Origin of the sequence: Pseudomonas putida (assembly GCF_022627325.1) — a bacterium.
In the GTDB taxonomy this organism is placed as follows: domain Bacteria; phylum Pseudomonadota; class Gammaproteobacteria; order Pseudomonadales; family Pseudomonadaceae; genus Aquipseudomonas; species Aquipseudomonas putida_X.
Window position 1 is genome coordinate 22,162 of record NZ_JAETZZ010000005.1, and the last position, 16,839, is coordinate 39,000.

The 16,839-nt window shown below is 68.0% G+C and carries 3 protein-coding genes; all 3 read left to right on the forward strand.

Annotation, left to right across the window (positions count from 1 at the left end; translation table 11 throughout):
• Window positions 1-42: 42 nt before the first annotated feature.
• Window positions 43-1,698, forward strand: coding sequence for a cyclic peptide export ABC transporter (locus JNA92_RS09590; RefSeq protein WP_241804464.1), 1,656 nt, complete (start codon window positions 43-45; stop codon window positions 1,696-1,698).
• A gap of 119 nt (window positions 1,699-1,817) precedes the next feature.
• Window positions 1,818-8,228 carry a non-ribosomal peptide synthetase gene (locus JNA92_RS09595; RefSeq protein ID WP_241804465.1) on the forward strand — a complete coding sequence of 2,137 codons (6,411 nt, stop codon included), beginning with the start codon at window positions 1,818-1,820 and terminating at the stop codon, window positions 8,226-8,228.
• Window positions 8,228-16,789 (forward strand): non-ribosomal peptide synthetase, encoded by an 8,562-nt coding sequence (locus JNA92_RS09600; RefSeq protein ID WP_241804466.1) that lies wholly within the window; start codon window positions 8,228-8,230, stop codon window positions 16,787-16,789. The genes JNA92_RS09595 and JNA92_RS09600 overlap by 1 nt, the downstream gene beginning before the upstream one ends.
• Window positions 16,790-16,839 lie beyond the last annotated feature (50 nt).

Below are 16,839 nucleotides of genomic sequence, written 5' to 3' on the forward strand. Positions count from 1 at the left end.
CGTCATAACCATGTACTTCTGCCTCTGATCCAGGAATTCAACATGACCTCCAAAACCCGCGGGGCGCTGAGCGAGCTGTTCACCCTGCTCAAACCGTTCTGGCCGATCGTTTCCCTGTCGGTCGTCATGGGCATGGTCGGCGGCCTGAGCGTTACCGCCCTGCTGGCCACCATCAACAGCGGCCTGCACGCCGACGGTGGCCTGAGCAACGGCGTGATCCTCGGCTTCGCCGGGCTTTGTGCGCTGGCACTGGCCAGCTCGATCTGCTCCGACATCGGCACCAACTATGTCGGCCAGCACATCATCGCCAAACTGCGCAAAGCCCTGGGCGAAAAGGTGCTGTCGGCGCCCATCGAGCAGATCGAGCGCTTTCGCAGCCACCGCCTGATCCCGGTGCTGACCCATGACGTCGACACCATCAGCGACTTCGCCTTTGCCTTCGCACCCCTGGCGATTTCGCTGACCGTAACCCTGGGCTGCCTGGGTTACCTGGCCACGCTGTCACTGCCGATGTTCCTGATGATGCTCGTGGCAATCGGTATCGGCAGCGTCGTCCAGTACATCGCCCGAGGCCGTGGCATCAAAGGCTTCATGGCCGCCCGCGACGCCGAAGACCGGCTGCAGAAGCACTACCACGCCATCGCCGAAGGCGCCAAGGAGCTGCGCATCCACCGCCCGCGCCGCCAGCGCATGTTCCGCCAGGGCATCCAGGACACCGCCGATGCGATCTGCGCCACCCAGGTACGCTCGATCAACACGTTCGTCATCGCCAAGAGCTTCGGCTCCATGCTGTTCTTCGTGGTCATCGGCCTGGGCCTTACCCTGCAGTTCCTCTGGCCAAGCGCCGACCCCAAGGCCATCAGCGGCTTCGTGTTGGTGCTGCTGTACATGAAAGGCCCGCTGGAACACCTGATCGGCACCTTGCCGGTGGTCAGCCGCGCGCAAATCGCCTTTCGCCGTATCGCCGAGCTTTCCGAGCAGTTTTCTTCGCCTGAACCGCACCTGCTGCTGGAGGACCACGGCAACCCGCCTGTGGTGGTCGACAGCCTGGAATTGCGCGAGGTGAGCTATGCCTACCAGGCCAGCCCAGGCGCCCAGCCCTTCCAGGTAGGGCCAGTGAACCTGCGCATCGCCCAGGGCGACATCGTCTTCGTGGTCGGTGAAAACGGCTGTGGCAAGACCACCCTGATCAAGTTGCTGCTGGGCCTGTACCCGCCGCAACAGGGGCAGATCCTGCTCAACGGCCAGGCCATCGACGCACAGGGGCGCGACGACTACCGGCAATTGTTCACCACCGTGTTCGCCGACTACTACCTGTTCGATGATGTGGTGCAGGGCGATACGCACATCCCCGACGACGCCAACCGCTACCTGGAGCGCCTGGAAATCGCCCACAAGGTCAGCGTCAAGGACGGTGCGTTCAGCACCACCGACCTGTCCACTGGCCAGCGCAAGCGCCTGGCGCTGATCAACGCGTGGCTGGAAGAACGCCCGGTGCTGGTGTTCGACGAATGGGCCGCCGACCAGGACCCGACCTTCCGGCGCATCTTCTACACCGAGCTGCTGCCGGACCTCAAGCGCCTGGGCAAGACCATCATTGTCATTTCCCACGATGACCGCTACTTCGACATCGCCGACCAGCGGGTACGGCTGCAGGCCGGCAAAGTCGTCGTCGAACACACGCCAGCCCTTGCCTGAACCCCACCCGGCGCGCCCCACGCGCGCCGGGTGCAGCTGTTTCACCGCCTGCCTAAATCACCCCCCTGCCCCTTCGTCTCTCTCAGTACGCTTAATTCTCCAGTGATGGCGAGACCGAGATGACACCCCAGAACCAATCCACCGATGACGCGCTGCTGGCCCTGCTCTGCGAGCTCGACGACACCGCCGCCCCTGCCGGTATCGTTGCCCACGGCGCCGACCACGCGCCGCTGTCGTTCGCCCAAGAGCAGCTGTGGCTGCTCGATCAGCTCGACCCCGATGCCGCCACCTACAACCAGCCGCGCGCCTTTTTGCTCCAGGGCCCGCTGCAGGCTCAAGACCTGCAACAGGCGCTGGACCGGGTCATCGACCGTCACGACATCCTGCGTACCCGCATCAACGAGGTGCAGGGCCATCCACGCCAGCAGGTCGACCGCGCGGCGCGCTTGAACCTGCGCTGCGTCGACCTGCGCGGGCAACCACCGCAGGTGTTGCACGAGGCGCTGCAGACCGAGGCCGCCATCCCGTTCGACCTCACCCAGGCCCCACTGCTGCGCGCCTGCCTGTATCAGCTGGGCGCGCAACGCCATGTACTGGCCCTGACCAGCCACCACATCGTCAGTGATGCCTGGTCCAACCCAGTGCTGCTGCGCGATCTCTCCCAGGCCTACGGCAACGTCTGCACCGGCAGTGACTGCCAGTTGCCTCGCCCTGCGGTGCAGTACCTGGACTTCGCCCACTGGCAGCGCGGCGCCTACCAGACCAGCCCGGCCCACGAGCGCGCCGCCAGCTACTGGCGCCAATACCTGCAAGGCGGCCTGCAACGGCTGGAACTGCCCACCGATCACCCGCGCGACAGCCGTCCCGCCACGGCCGCCGGGACCTGCACCCTGGCCTTGCCCGCCGCGCTGTTCAGCCAACTGCAGGCCGCCTGCCGGGCCCATGGCCTGACGCCATTCATGGTGCTGCTGGCCGCCTGGCAACTGGTACTCGGCCGCCATGCCCGGCAGGACGATTTCATCGTTGGTGTGCCCAATGCCGGGCGCAACCAGGAACAGGTGCAGGACCTGATCGGCTTTTTCGTCAACAGCCAGATCCACCGGGCGCGCCTGGACCCGCGCCAGTCCGTGGCCAGCCTGCTCGAGCAGGTACGCAAGCACGCCCTGGCATGCCTGGAGCATGCCGACTACCCGCTGGAGCAAGCGCTTGCTGAACAACGCCAAGGCAGCAACGGCGTGCTGTTCCACTGCCTGTTCAATTGGACCAGCGACAATGCCGAGCAGCCCGCGGCCGGTTTCCCAGGGTTGCACATCGAGCCGATGCCCAGCGCCCCCACTGCCGCCAAGTTCGACCTCAGCCTCAACGTTCATGCCGGTCGCGAGCGGCTGGGCATCAGCCTCGACTACGATGCCACGCTGTTCGAGGCGGCCACCGCTGAGCGGCTGGGTGAGGACTGGCTGGCCATCCTCCAGGCCATGCTCGACCACCCCCAGTGCGCCATCGGTGAGCTTCATGCGCAGCCTGCCGTGCAGCGTGAACAGTGGTTGGCCGCGGCCCAGGGCCCCGCAGGCGATGCCCTCGACGGCCTGGCCGTGCACCAGCAGTTCGCGCGCCTGGCACAGCGCCACGGCGAGGCCGTTGCACTGGTGGCCGGCGACACGCGGCTAAGCTACCGCGCCCTCGACAACGCTGCCGAGCGCCTCGCCCGGCGCCTGCACACCGCCGGCATCGGCCCAGGCGAGCGTGTCGCGGTGGCCCTGGAACGCGGCGCGCCGCTGATCGTCGCCCTGCTGGCCACCCTCAAGGCCGGTGCGGCGTACGTCCCGCTGGACCCCCAGTTCCCCGCCGAACGCCTGGCCTACATGCTTGAAGACTGCGGCGCCCCCCTGCTGCTGAGCCAGGCCTCGGTGCTGGCTGCCCTGCCAACGCCACGCCAACAGGTACTGCTGCTCGATGACGTCGACCTGCATGCCGCGCACCAGCCCGAACCGCCCCTGGCCCTGGACTGCCCACCGCAGCAACTGGCGTACGTGCTGTATACCTCCGGCTCGACTGGCAACCCCAAGGGCGTGATGGTGCCCCATGGCGCACTGTCCAACTTCGTCGCAGCCATGGCCAAGGCGCCCGGCATGCAACCGGGGCAGCGCCTGCTGAGCATCACCACCTGCTCCTTCGACATTTTCGGCCTGGAGCTGTACCTGCCGCTGTGCACCGGGGCATGCATGGTGCTGGCCGACAAGCACACCGTGCAGGACCCGGCGGCAATTCTCGACCTGCTGATCAGCGAACGCATCGACGTGCTGCAGGCCACCCCATCGACCTGGCGCATGCTGCTCGACAATGACCCCGAGCAACGCCTGCCCGCCCTGACCGCACTGTGCGGCGGCGAGGCGCTCGGCGATGACCTGGCGGCAAGGCTGCTGGCCCGTTGCGCCGCACTGTGGAACCTGTACGGTCCGACCGAAACCACCATCTGGTCGGCGCGCCACGCACTGGCCCGCAGCGGCGCCCGCCCCGAACTGGGCCAGCCGATCGAGCGCACCGCCCTGTTACTGCTCGACGGCAACCTGCTGCCCAGCCCGCAGGGCGTACCGGCCGACCTGTACATCGGCGGCGACGGCCTGGCCCAGGGTTACCACCAGCGCCCCGGCCTGACCGCCGAACGCTTCGTGCCGCACCCCTACGGCAAGCCCGGCGAGCGCCTGTACCGCACCGGCGACCTGGCGCGCCGCCACGCCAGCGGGAGCCTGGACTTCCTTGGCCGGGTCGATCATCAGGTGAAGATCCGCGGCTTTCGCATCGAGCTGGGCGAGATCGAATCGGCCCTGCTCACCCTGGACGCGGTACGTGAAGCGGCAGTGGTCGCCCGCGACGGCGTCGATGGCGCGCAGCTGGTCGGCTATGTAGTACCCGCCAGCACGCCCGCCGACAGCCAGGCATTCATCGAACACTGCCTGGCACCGCTGCGTGAGCAACTGCCGGGCTACATGCTGCCAGCACGCCTGCACCTGTTGCAGGCCATGCCCCTGACCCCCAACGGCAAGCTCGACCGCAAGGCCCTGCCGGTGGTCGACGACAGCCCGGCACAGGCTCGCTACCAGGCGCCGGCGAGTGACCTGCAACGCCAGGTTGCGGCTACCTGGGCCGAGCTGTTGAAGGCCGAACGGGTCGGGCTGGAGGATGATTTCTTCGCCCTGGGCGGGCATTCGTTGCTGGTGGCGCGGGCGGTCTCGCGCCTGCGCCACGAGCTGGCGCTGAACTTCCCCCTGCGCCTGCTGTTCGACCAGCCGCGCCTGGGCGACTTCTGCCAGGCCCTGACGCAGCTGCAAACGGCCACCCCGCTGGCCATGCCGGTACAAACCACGCGCGACCAACTGCCGCTGTCTTACGCCCAGGAGCGCCAGTGGCTGCTGTGGAAGCTGGCCCCAGACAGCAGCGCCTACCACATTCCCAGCGTACTGCGCCTGCGCGGCCCGCTGGATATCACCGCCCTGAACCGAGCCTTCGACCAACTGATCGCCCGCCATGAAGCGCTGCGTACCTGCTTCACCCTCGAAGGTGAGCAGCCGCGCCAGCACATCCTCGCCCCCTGGTCGCTGAACGTGCAAGGCGTGCCGCTTGAAGAAAGCCAGTGCCAGGCCTTCATCACAGGCCTGCTCGGCCAGCCCTTCGACCTGGCCAGCGGCCCGCTGCTGCGCGTAGGCCTGGCACGCCTGGCGGCCGACGACCACGTGCTGGTGCTGGTGCAGCACCACATCGTCTCCGATGCCTGGTCGATGCAGGTGATGGTCCGCGAGCTGTGCGCGCTCTATCAAGGCCAGGCCTTGCCCGCACTGGCTCTGCAATATGCCGACTTCGCGGCCTGGCAGCGTCGCTGGCTGGATGACGGCGAACGCGAGCGCCAGCTGGCCTACTGGCGCACACGCCTGGCCGGTGAGCAACCGGTGCTCGAGCTGCCCTGCGATCACCCCCGCCGCGACGATGCCAAGCGCCCGGCGGCACGCTTGCATCTGGCATTGCCCACGGCACTGGGCGAAGCGGTGCAACGCTTCGCCAGCGCACACCAGGCGACAGTGCCGATGGTGCTGCTGGCGGCCTGGCAGGCCCTGTTGCACCGCTACAGCGGCCAGCCGGACATCCGCATCGGCGTACCGCTGGCCAACCGCAACCGCCTGGAAACCGAGCAATTGATCGGCTTCTTCGTCAACACGCTGGTGATGCGCGCCGAGTGCACGGCCGACCTGTCGTTTGCCGGGCTGCTGGCGCAGACCCGCCAGGCCATGGTCGAAGCCCAGGACCACCAGGACCTGCCCTACGAGCAACTGCTCGAAGCCCTGCTGCCCCAGCGCGGCCCACGCCAGGGCTTGTTCCAGGTGCTGTACAACCACCACCAGGCAGCCGACGCCACGCCACTGGGTGCGCTGCGCCTGGAGGCACTGGACAGCCAACCCCAGGAGGCCCAGTTCGACCTGGCGCTAAGCACAGCCCAGGATGAACAAGGCCTGAGCGCCAGTTTTACCTACGACCGTACGCTGTTCGACGCTACGACCCTGCAACGCCTGGCCAGGCACTGGCTGAACCTGCTCGAACAGGCCTTGGCCCAGCCCGGGCTGCCGCTCGCCCGGCTGGCCCTGATGGACCCGGCCGAACGCCTGCAGGTCCAAGAGGCCTGGAACGGCGCCCCGGTCGCCCACCCACAAACGCAAGCACTGGCTGCACGCATCGAATCCCAGGCACAACGCCAGCCGCAGGCCGTTGCCCTGCGCTATCAGGGCCAGGCCTTGAGCTACGCCGAGCTCAACCAGCGCGCCAACCGCCTGGCACACCGCCTGATCGCGGCGGGCGTGGGCGCCGATGTGTCGGTGGGCCTGGCCGCCGAGCGCGGCTTCGCGCTGATCGTCGGCATGCTGGCCATCCTCAAGGCCGGCGGCGCCTACGTGCCGCTCGACCCCGCGCACCCGGCAGAGCGCCTGGCTTTCGTGGTCCGCGACAGCGGCATCGAGGTGCTGCTCGACCAACCTGGCCTGCTCGCCGAACTGCCCGCGCACGATGGGCTGCTGCGCCTGGATCTGGAGGCCGGCTACGACGACCAGCCGGTGCACAACCCCGCGCCGCGCAGCAGCGTCGACAACCTCGCCTACATCATCTACACCTCCGGCTCCACTGGCCTGCCCAAAGGCACGCTGCTCAGCCAGCGCAATGTCCTGAGGCTGTTCAGCGCCTGCGATCGCTGGTTCCGCTTCGACCACGATGACGTCTGGACCTTGTTCCACTCCTTTGCCTTCGACTTTTCGGTGTGGGAGATCTTTGGTGCGCTGCTGCATGGAGGCCGCCTGGTGATCGTGCCGCACGCCTTGAGCCGCGACCCGCAGGGGTTCCTGCAACTGCTGGTGGACGAGCGTGTGAGCGTACTCAACCAGACGCCATCGGCATTCAAACCCCTGACCCAGGCCGCGTGCAGCGCCGCCTCGGCAGACCTTGCCCTGCGTCATGTGATCTTCGGCGGCGAAGCGCTCGACGTGGCGGCACTGCGCCCCTGGTTCGAGCGCTTCGGCGCACAGCGGCCACAACTGGTGAACATGTACGGCATCACCGAAACCACGGTGCACGTCACCTATCGACCAATTGGCCTGGATGATGTGAACCGCACGCTGAGCCCGATCGGCGAACTGATCGACGACCTCAGCGGCTACCTGCTCGACGGCGAGCTCGAACCGGTTCCGGCGGGCTGCATCGGCGAGCTGTACATCGGCCAGGCGGGCCTTGCCCGAGGCTACCTCAACCGCGCCGGGCTGAGCGCTACGCGTTTCATCGCCAACCCGTTCTCCTCCCAGCCCGGCAGCCGCCTATACCGCACCGGCGACCTGGCGCGCCGCCGCAGCGACGGCACCCTCGAATACATCGGGCGCATCGACCAACAGGTGAAGGTGCGCGGCTTCCGTATCGAACTGGGCGAAGTCGAGGCCAGCCTGCTGGCGCAGCCGGCGGTGGCCCAGGCGGTGGTGATCGCCGACCAGGGGCCCGCCGGCACCCGCCTGCTCGCCTACCTGGTAGCGCATCACGGCCAGGGCGGCGACACCGCCACCCTGCGCGCCGCGCTCAAGGCGCAGCTACCCGACTACATGGTCCCGGCCCACTGCATGTGGCTCGAACAGCTGCCCCTGACCGTCAACGGCAAGCTCGACCGCAGCGCCCTGCCGGCACCGGCCGACAGCCCTGCCCAACGCCCCTACCGCGCGCCCCACACAGCGTTGCAAGTGCAACTGGCAGGCATCTGGCAACAGGTGCTCGGTGTGCAGGCGGTGGGCCTGGACGACGACTTTTTCGAGCTGGGCGGCCATTCGCTGCTGGTGATCAACGTCGTCTCGCGCATCCAGCTGGAGCTGGGCCGCGAGCTGACCCCACAGGCCCTGTTCCAGCACCCGACCCTTCAAGCCCTGGCGCTGCACCTGGACACCACTACAACCGCGGTCGATGAAAACAAGCTCGACACCCTCGAAGCCTGGCTCGACGAAATGGAGGAACACTGATGGACAGCACTGCCGCTTCGAGAATCGCCAAGCGCTTTGTCCTGCTGCCGCTGGAAAAGCGCCGGCAGTACCTGATGAAGATGCGCGAGGAAGGCCTGTCGATGGCCAGCCTGCCGATCCCTCAGGTACGTGAAGCGTTCGACCGCCTGCCGTTGTCGTTCGCCCAGCAACGCCAATGGTTCCTCTGGCAGTTCGACCGCCAGGCCAGCGCCTATCACATCCCCTGCGCCCTGCGCCTGCGTGGCGCACTGAACGTGGCTGCGCTGCAGGCCAGCCTCGAGGCGCTGGTGCATCGCCATGACAGCCTGCGCACGCGTTTCGTCGAAGACGAGCACGGCGTGGCGCAGCAGGTGGACGCCACCGTCGCCGTCGCCCTGACGCTGACCACGCTCGATGAGCAGGCCCTACAGGCGCATATCCAGGCGCGGGTACGTGAACCGTTCGACCTGGCCTGCGGCCCCTTGTTGCGTGCCGAGTTGCTGCAACTGGGCAGCGATGACCATGTGCTGCTGCTGGTGCAGCACCACATCATCAGCGACGGGCGCTCGATGCAGGTGATGGTCAAGGAGCTGACCCACTGCTATGCGCGCTTCAGCCAGGGCCTGGCCAGCCAGTTGCCTGAACCGCAGCTGCAGTACGCCGACTACGCCATCTGGCAACGCCACTGGATGGAAGCCGGCGAGCAGGAACGCCAGCTCGACTACTGGCGCCAGCGCCTGGGCAGCGAAGTGCCTGTGCTGGAACTGCCGTTGGACCGGCCACGCCCGAGCGTGCAGCGCTTCGACGGGGCGCGCCTGCCGCTGGCCATCCCACCGGCCCTGGCCCTGGCCGTGCGCCAGCTTGCCCAGGCCCGCCAGGCCACACCGTTCATGGTGCTGCTGGCCGCGTTCATGGCCCTGCTGCACCGCTACACCCGCCAGCAGGACATCCGCGTCGGCGTGCCCAGTGCCAACCGCAACCGGGTCGAGGCAGAAGACCTGATCGGCTTCTTCGTCAACACCCTGGTCATCGATGGCCAGTGCCAGCCGACCCTGTCCTTCGAGCAACTGCTCGATCAGGTCAAGGCCACCACCTTGCAGGCCCAGGCCCACCAGGACCTGCCCTTCGAGCAACTGGTCGAGGCTTTGCAGCCAGCGCGCAACCTCAGCCACAACCCACTGTTCCAGGTCATGTTCAACCACCAGGTCGGCGCGCCCCAGCCGAACGAATCGGCCCTGGGCCACGGCCTGGCCATCGAGCCGCTGCCACTGGCAGGCGAGACCGCGCAACTGGACCTGACCCTCAACACCTTCGAGGACGCCCAGGGCCTGAGTGCGAGCCTGACCTACGCCACCGCCCTGTTCGACCACAGCTCCATCCAACGCCTGGGGGACCACTGGCTGCGCCTGCTGGCGCACGTGGTGCAGGCCCCGCAGCAGGCGCTGGGCGAGATCACGCTGCTGGCCGATGACGAACGCCAGCGCTTGCTCACCCAGTGGAACGCCACTACCCACGCCTACCCGGCCACGCCGTCGATCCACGCCCTGGTCGAAGCCCAGGCACGGCGCACGCCCGATGCCACCGCACTGCTGTTCGGCGACAGCGCGCTGAGCTACGCCCAGCTCAACCGCCAGGCCAACCAGCTGGCGCACGCCCTGATTGCCCAAGGCGTGCGCCAGGACGCGCCGGTCGGCATCGCCGCCGAGCGCAGCCTGGAGCTGGTGGTTGGCCTGCTGGCCATCCTCAAGGCCGGCGGCGCCTACGTGCCGCTGGACCCTGAATACCCCGCTGAGCGCCTGAGCTACATGGTCGAAGACAGCGGCATCGGCCTGCTGCTGACCCAGGCGCACCTGCGCGAGCGTCTGCCGCTGCCGCCCGGGCTGCCGGTGCTGCTGCTCGACCAGGCGCCCGCCGCGCAGCCCGAACATGACCCGCAAGTGCCGTGCACGCCCGAGCAACTGGCCTACGTCATCTACACCTCCGGCTCCACCGGCCGCCCGAAAGGCGCAGGTAACAGCCACCAGGCCCTGGCCAACCGCCTGCAGTGGATGCAGGCGGCCTACGGCCTGGATGCCAGCGACACAGTGCTGCAGAAGACGCCCTTCAGCTTCGACGTGTCGGTGTGGGAGTTCTTCTGGCCGTTGATCACCGGCGCCCGCCTGGCCATTGCCGCGCCGGGTGACCACCGCGACCCGGCGCGCCTGGTGCAACTGATCGTCCAGCATCAGGTCACCACCCTGCACTTTGTGCCCTCGATGCTGCAGGCCTTCCTGCTCGACGACCAGGTCAGCCGCTGCAGCAGCCTGCAGCGCATCGTCTGCAGTGGCGAGGCGCTGCCGGTGGAGGCGCAGCAACAGGTGTTCGCGCAGTTGCCCCAGGCCCAACTGTACAACCTGTACGGGCCCACCGAAGCGGCCATCGACGTCACCCACTGGATCTGCCGTGACGAGGGCAAGACCGGTGTGCCGATTGGTCAACCGATCGCCAACCTGGCCTGCTGGATCCTCGATGCCGGCCTGCAGCCGCAACCCGCTGGCGTGATCGGCGAGCTCTACCTGGGCGGAGTGGGCCTGGCCCGCGGGTATCACCAACGCCCGGCGCTGACCGCCGAGCGTTTCGTTGCCTGCCCGTTCCAGCCTGGCGCGCGCATGTACCGCACCGGCGACCTGGCGCGCTACCGCGCCGACGGCGTGATCGAGTACTGCGGGCGCATCGACCACCAGGTGAAGATCCGCGGCCTGCGCATCGAACTCGGTGAGATCGAAGCGCGGCTGATGGAGCAACCCGCCATCCACGAGGCCGCCGTGCTGGCCGTGGACAACCAACTGGTCGCCTACCTGGTAGCCAGGGCCGGCGAGCCGCTGCCTGAGCGCGAGCAACTGAGCCAGGCACTGCTGGCCCAGCTGCCCGACTACATGGTGCCCAACCAGTGGTTGTTCCTGCCGCGCATGCCGCTGAGCCCCAATGGCAAGCTCGACCGCAAGGCCCTGCCCGCCCCAGGGCTGGCTCAGGCCCAGGCCAGCTACAGCGCCGCCGAAGATGAACTGCAGGCACGCCTGGTGCAGGTCTGGCAGCGGGTGCTCAAGCGTGAGCACGTGGGCATCGATGACAACTTCTTCGAGCTGGGCGGCGACTCGATCGTGTCCATCCAGCTGGTGAGCCAGGCACGACGCGACGGCCTGCACTTCACCCCCAAAGACCTGTTCAGCCACCAGACCGTGCGCACCCTGGCGCAAGTCACCCAGACCCAGGCCGAACCGGCCGAGGCCGCGTACCGGCCTGCCAGCGGTCCCAGCCTGCTACTGCCGATGCAGCAGCAGTTCTTCGCCCAGGCCGTGCCGCAGGCGCAGCGCTGGAACCAGTCGGTGATGCTCATGGCCAACCAGGCGCTGGCCCCGGCCCACGTGCGCCAGGCGCTCGCCGCGCTGCTGGAGACCCACGATGCCTTGCGCCTGCGCTTCAGCCAGGTGCAAGGCCAGTGGCAGGCTCACTTTGCCCCGCATGCGCCCGACGACGACCTGCTCTGGCTGTTCGAGCCAAGCCAGGGCGACAGCTGGCAGGACCTGTGCGACCGCGCTCAAGGCAGCCTCGACCTGGGCCAAGGCCCGTTGCTGCGCGCCGTGCTGGGGATGGTCGACGGTGAGCAGCGCCTGCTGCTGGTGATCCACCACCTGGCCGTGGACGGTGTGTCCTGGCGCATCCTGCTTGAAGACCTGCACAGTGCCTATTCCCAGGCGGTTGCCGGCCAAGCCTGCGCGCTGCCACCGCGCACCCTGTCGGTGCAGGACTGGGCCCTGCGCCTGCAAGCCTACGCACAGAGCCCGGCCGGGGAGCAGGAAGCCGCCTTCTGGCAACGCCAGTGCGCCGATATCGACAGCAGCCTGCCGGTTCTCGATGCGGACGCTGCGCTGCGCCTGTGCGACAGCCGCAGCGTCACCACCCATCTGGATGCCGCGACCACCACGCGCCTGCTCAAGGATTGCCCGGCCGCCTACCGCACGCAGATCAACGACCTGCTGCTGGCCGCCCTCGCCCGCGTGCTGCAACGCTGGACCGGCGCCTGTGACCATCTGGTGCAACTCGAAGGCCATGGCCGCGAAGCCTTCGCCGACTTCGAGGCCGACCTGACGCGCAGCGTCGGTTGGCTGACCAGCCTCTACCCGGCCCGCATCAGCGCCGGCAGCTCGCTGGCCGAAGCGATCATGCTGACCAAGGAACAGCTGCGCGCCCTGCCGGGCAAAGGTGCGTTCTTCGGCGCCCTGCGCAGTTTCGCCAGCCCGGCCATACGTGAGGCCCTGGCCGCACTGCCGGCTGCGCGCATCACCTTCAACTACCTGGGCCAGTTCGACAGTGGCCACGACGATGCCGCCACGCTGTTGCGGCCGATCCCGGCAGACAAAGGCCGCGAACAAAGCCCCGATGCGCCGTTGCAGAACTGGCTGGCCCTCAATGGCCAGGTGTTCGACGGCGAACTGCGCTTGAACTGGAGCTTCAGCCAGCGGATGTTCGAGCCGGCTCAACTGCAGCACCTGGCCGACGACTATGCCGCCGAGTTGCGTGAGGTGGTGGCCTTGTGCGGCCAGGGCGTACGCCTTGGCCTCACCCCTTCGGACGTGCCGTTGGCCCGGCTTGGCCAGGCGCAACTGGCCCTGTTGCCTTTCGCCTGCGACCAGGTCGAAGACATCTACCCGCTGTCCACCGTGCAGCAGGGCATGCTGTTCCACACCCAGGACGCCGGGGCCGGGGACTTCTACATCAACCAGACCAGCGTCGAGGTCCAAGGCCTGGAGGCGCCACGTTTCATCGCTGCCTGGGGCCGGTTGGTGGAGCGCCACGAGATGCTGCGCAGTGCCTTCTGGCAGGCGCCGCAACTGAGCGAGCCACTGCAGGTCGTGCTGCGTCAGGGCCAGCTCGACGCCAGGACGCTGGACTGGCGCGGCCAGGCCGTCGAGCCGGCGCGCCTGGCCGCCGCCGCGGAAGCCGAGCGGCGTCGCCCGTTCGACTTGCTCGCCCCACCCTTGCTGCGCCTGTTGCTGGTGCGCCTGGATGACGAGCGCCACCAGCTGATCCTGACCAGCCACCACATCCTCATGGATGGCTGGAGCCAGTCACGCCTGCTCGGTGAACTGTTCCAATGCTACGCCGGCCAGGCGTTGCCGGCTCAGCAAGGCCGTTACAGCGACTACATCCGCTGGCTGCAGGCGCCGGCGCAACAGGCGAGCGAGGCGTTCTGGCGGCCACGCCTGGCCGAGCTGCAGGCCCCTACCCAGCTGGCCGGCGTGGCCGGTAGCCGCAGCGCCCAGCAAGGCCACGGCGCGCTCTACCTGCACTGGGACGAGCAGCGCACCACCTGGCTGCGCGAGCAGGCCCAACGCCTGCGCGTTACCCCCAACACCTTGGTGCAGGCTGCCTGGGTGCTGCTGTTGCAGCGTTACACCGGCCAACAGACCGTGTGCTTCGGCGCCACCGTGTCCGGTCGCCCGGCCAGCCTCCCGGGTGCCGACAACCTGCTGGGGCTGTTCATCAACACCTTGCCGATCATCCAGGCCCCGCACCCGGCTCAACCGGTGCAGGACTGGCTGCAACAGTTGCAGACCTGCAACCTGGAAGTGCGCGACCACGAGCACACCCCGCTGGTGGACATCCAGCGCTGGGCCCAGAGCAACGGCCAGGCGCTGTTCGACAGCATCATCGTGTTCGAGAACTACCCCATCGATGAACGCCTGCAATCGGCCGGTGCCGCCGGCCTGCGTTTCGGTGAAGCGCAACTGCGCGACGTCACCAACTACCCGATGGACTTGGCGGTGCACCTCAATGCCCGTCTGCGCATCGAGTTCCTCTACCGCCAGGACCATTTCCAGGCGCCGCAGGTGGAGGCCATCCGCAGCCACTTCGACACCTTGCTCGAACGCCTGCTGAGCCACCCCGAGGCGGCAGTCGGCACGCTTGGCCTGCTCGACACCGTCGTGCAGCCGCAGCCGCAGCCGCAGCCGCAGCCGCAGCCACAGCCCGGCGTGAGCCCTGAGCATGACCTGGCCAGCCTGATCGGCCGTCATGCCCAGGCGCGTGCAGACCAGGTGGCGGTGCGCTGCGACGGGGTGCAACTGACCTACGGGCAACTGGAAGAGCAGGCCAACCGCCTGGCCTGGACCCTGCTCGAACGCGGTATCGGGCGCGAGGACCGGGTGGGCATCGCCCTGGATCGCTCGGTGCGCACCATCGTTGCCTTCTACGCGGTGATGAAAGCTGGCGCGGCCTATGTGCCGCTGGACATCGACTACCCCGCCGAACGCCTGCAGTGGATCATCGGTGACGCCGACGTGGCGCTGTTGCTGACCGACAGCATCATCGGCGAACGCCTGGGCGTGGCCCCCGAGCGCCGCCTGGACCTGGACCGCTGCGAGCTGTCCGCGCAGCGACACGCCCCGCAACGGCAAGCGCTGGACGATCAGCTCAGCTACATGATCTACACCTCCGGTTCCACCGGTAACCCCAAGGGCGTGGCCGTGGCCCGCGGCCCACTGCGCATGCACTGCCAGGCGATCATCGAACGCTACGAAATGGGCCCGTCGACCCGCGAGCTGCTGTTCATGTCGTTCGCCTTCGACGGTGCTCAGGAGCGCTGGCTGTCGACCCTGATCAGCGGGGGCCTGCTGGTGGTCCGTGGCAACACCCTGTGGACCCCGCAGCAGACCTGGGACGTGCTGCATGCCGAGGCCATCAGCATCGCCTGCTTCCCGCCGGCCTACCTGCAGCAACTGGCTGAATACGGCCAGGCCCAACCGGCACCGCCCCCGGTGCGCATCTACTGCTTCGGCGGCGATGCGGTGGCCGATGCCAACTTCGAGCTGGTCAAGCAGGTGCTCAAACCGCACTACCTCACCAACGGCTACGGCCCTACCGAAACCGTGGTCACCCCGTTGCTGTGGAAGGTGCCGGTGACGGCGCGCTGCGAAGCGGTGTACGCCCCCATTGGCGTGGCCGTGGGCAACCGCACGCTGCATGTGCTGGATGATTGCCTCAACCCGCTGCCGGCAGGCCTGGCCGGGGAGCTGTACATCGGTGGCGAGGGCCTTGCCCGCGGCTATCACCGCCGCCCGGGGCTGAGTGCCGAGCGCTTCGTCGCCGATCCGTTCAGCGCCACTGGTGGGCGCCTGTACCGCACCGGTGACCTGGTACGCCAGCGCCCGGACGGGGTATTCGACTACCTCGGGCGCCTGGACAATCAGGTGAAGGTCCGCGGTTTTCGTATCGAACTGGGCGAGATCGAGGCGCGCCTGCGTGATATCGCCAACGTGCTCGATGCGGTGGTGGTGGCGCGCGAGGGTGCCAACGGTAAGCAGCTGGTCGGTTACGTGGTACGTGGCGACGGCGAGCGTGCTGTCACGCCGATGCTCGAGCACCTGCGCCAGGTGCTGCCCGATTACATGGTACCGGCGCACCTGATGGTGCTCGATGCGTTGCCGCTGACCCCCAATGGCAAGGTCGATCGCCGCGCACTGCCCGAGCCTTTGCTGCGCGAGCGCCAGTACCAGGCCCCGGCGGATGACCGCCAGCGCGCCCTGGCGGCGATATGGGCCGATGTGCTGGGCCTGGAGCAGGTCGGGGTAAGTGATCACTTCTTCGAACTGGGGGGCGATTCACTGAGTGTGCTCAAGGTGCTCTCGCGCTTGCGCAACCAACCGCAACTGGGCCTGAACCTGAAGCTGCGCGACCTGATCGCCCGCCCGACCATCGCCGAACTGTGCCCGGCCGAGGCGGGCGAGCAGGCGGCGCTCGACCCACTGCTGCTGCTCAACCGCAAAATCGAACGCCAGGCCCCGCTGTTCTGCCTGCATGCGGGCTTCGGCACAGTGTTCGACTACCGCGCACTGGCTCAGCGGCTGGACGGCGTTTGCAGTGTCTATGGCCTGCAAAACCGCATGCTGCTCGACCGCCAATGGCAGGACGAGTCGCTCGACGCCATGGCCATCGACTACGCCCAGTACATTCGCCAGAAGCAGCCCCACGGCCCCTACCGCCTGCTGGGCTGGTCGCTGGGCGGTACCCTGGCGCTGCTGGTGGCCCGCGAGCTGGAGCGCCAGGGCCAGCAGATCGATCTGCTCGGCCTGGTTGACCCGTATGTACCGGGTGAGCCAGGTGCGGCGCTGGACGAAGACTGCGGTGGCGACTTGCGCGCCTTCCTCGCCGTGGTCAGTGGCCGCTCGGCCGACAGCCTGCCGCTGTTCCCGGTAGCGGCCAATGCCGATGCCACGCAGTTGCAGGCACTGATCGAGCAGAGCCTGGGCGCAGAGGCCAGGGACGGCCTGCAAAGCAGCGAGGAGCTGGCGCGCGCGTTTACCGTCGCCATGACCCTCAAGGCCCTGTCGCTGCAAGTGCACGCCCTGCCCGCGGTACGCGCCAGCCTGGACTGCTGGTGGGCACAGAGCAGCGAAGCGGGCGTCTGCCAGGCCTTCGAAGCGCGCCATGCGATCCACGCCAGCCAGCGCCTGGCCGCTGATCACTACGCCATCGTCAGCCATGGCGCACTGCTCGAAACCGTGCTTCAGCGCCTGCAGCCGGTGGCCGCACACACCCTGTGAACCTGCGCCCGGCCGCCCTGTGCGGCCGGGCCTTTATCCAACACTGTGAA

Coding starts and splice junctions, on each gene's coding strand:
- JNA92_RS09590 (WP_241804464.1), top strand. CDS start 43: ATGACCTCCAAAACCCGCGGGGCGCTGAGCGAGCTGTTCACCCTGCTC.
- JNA92_RS09595 (WP_241804465.1), top strand. CDS start 1,818: ATGACACCCCAGAACCAATCCACCGATGACGCGCTGCTGGCCCTGCTC.
- JNA92_RS09600 (WP_241804466.1), top strand. CDS start 8,228: ATGGACAGCACTGCCGCTTCGAGAATCGCCAAGCGCTTTGTCCTGCTG.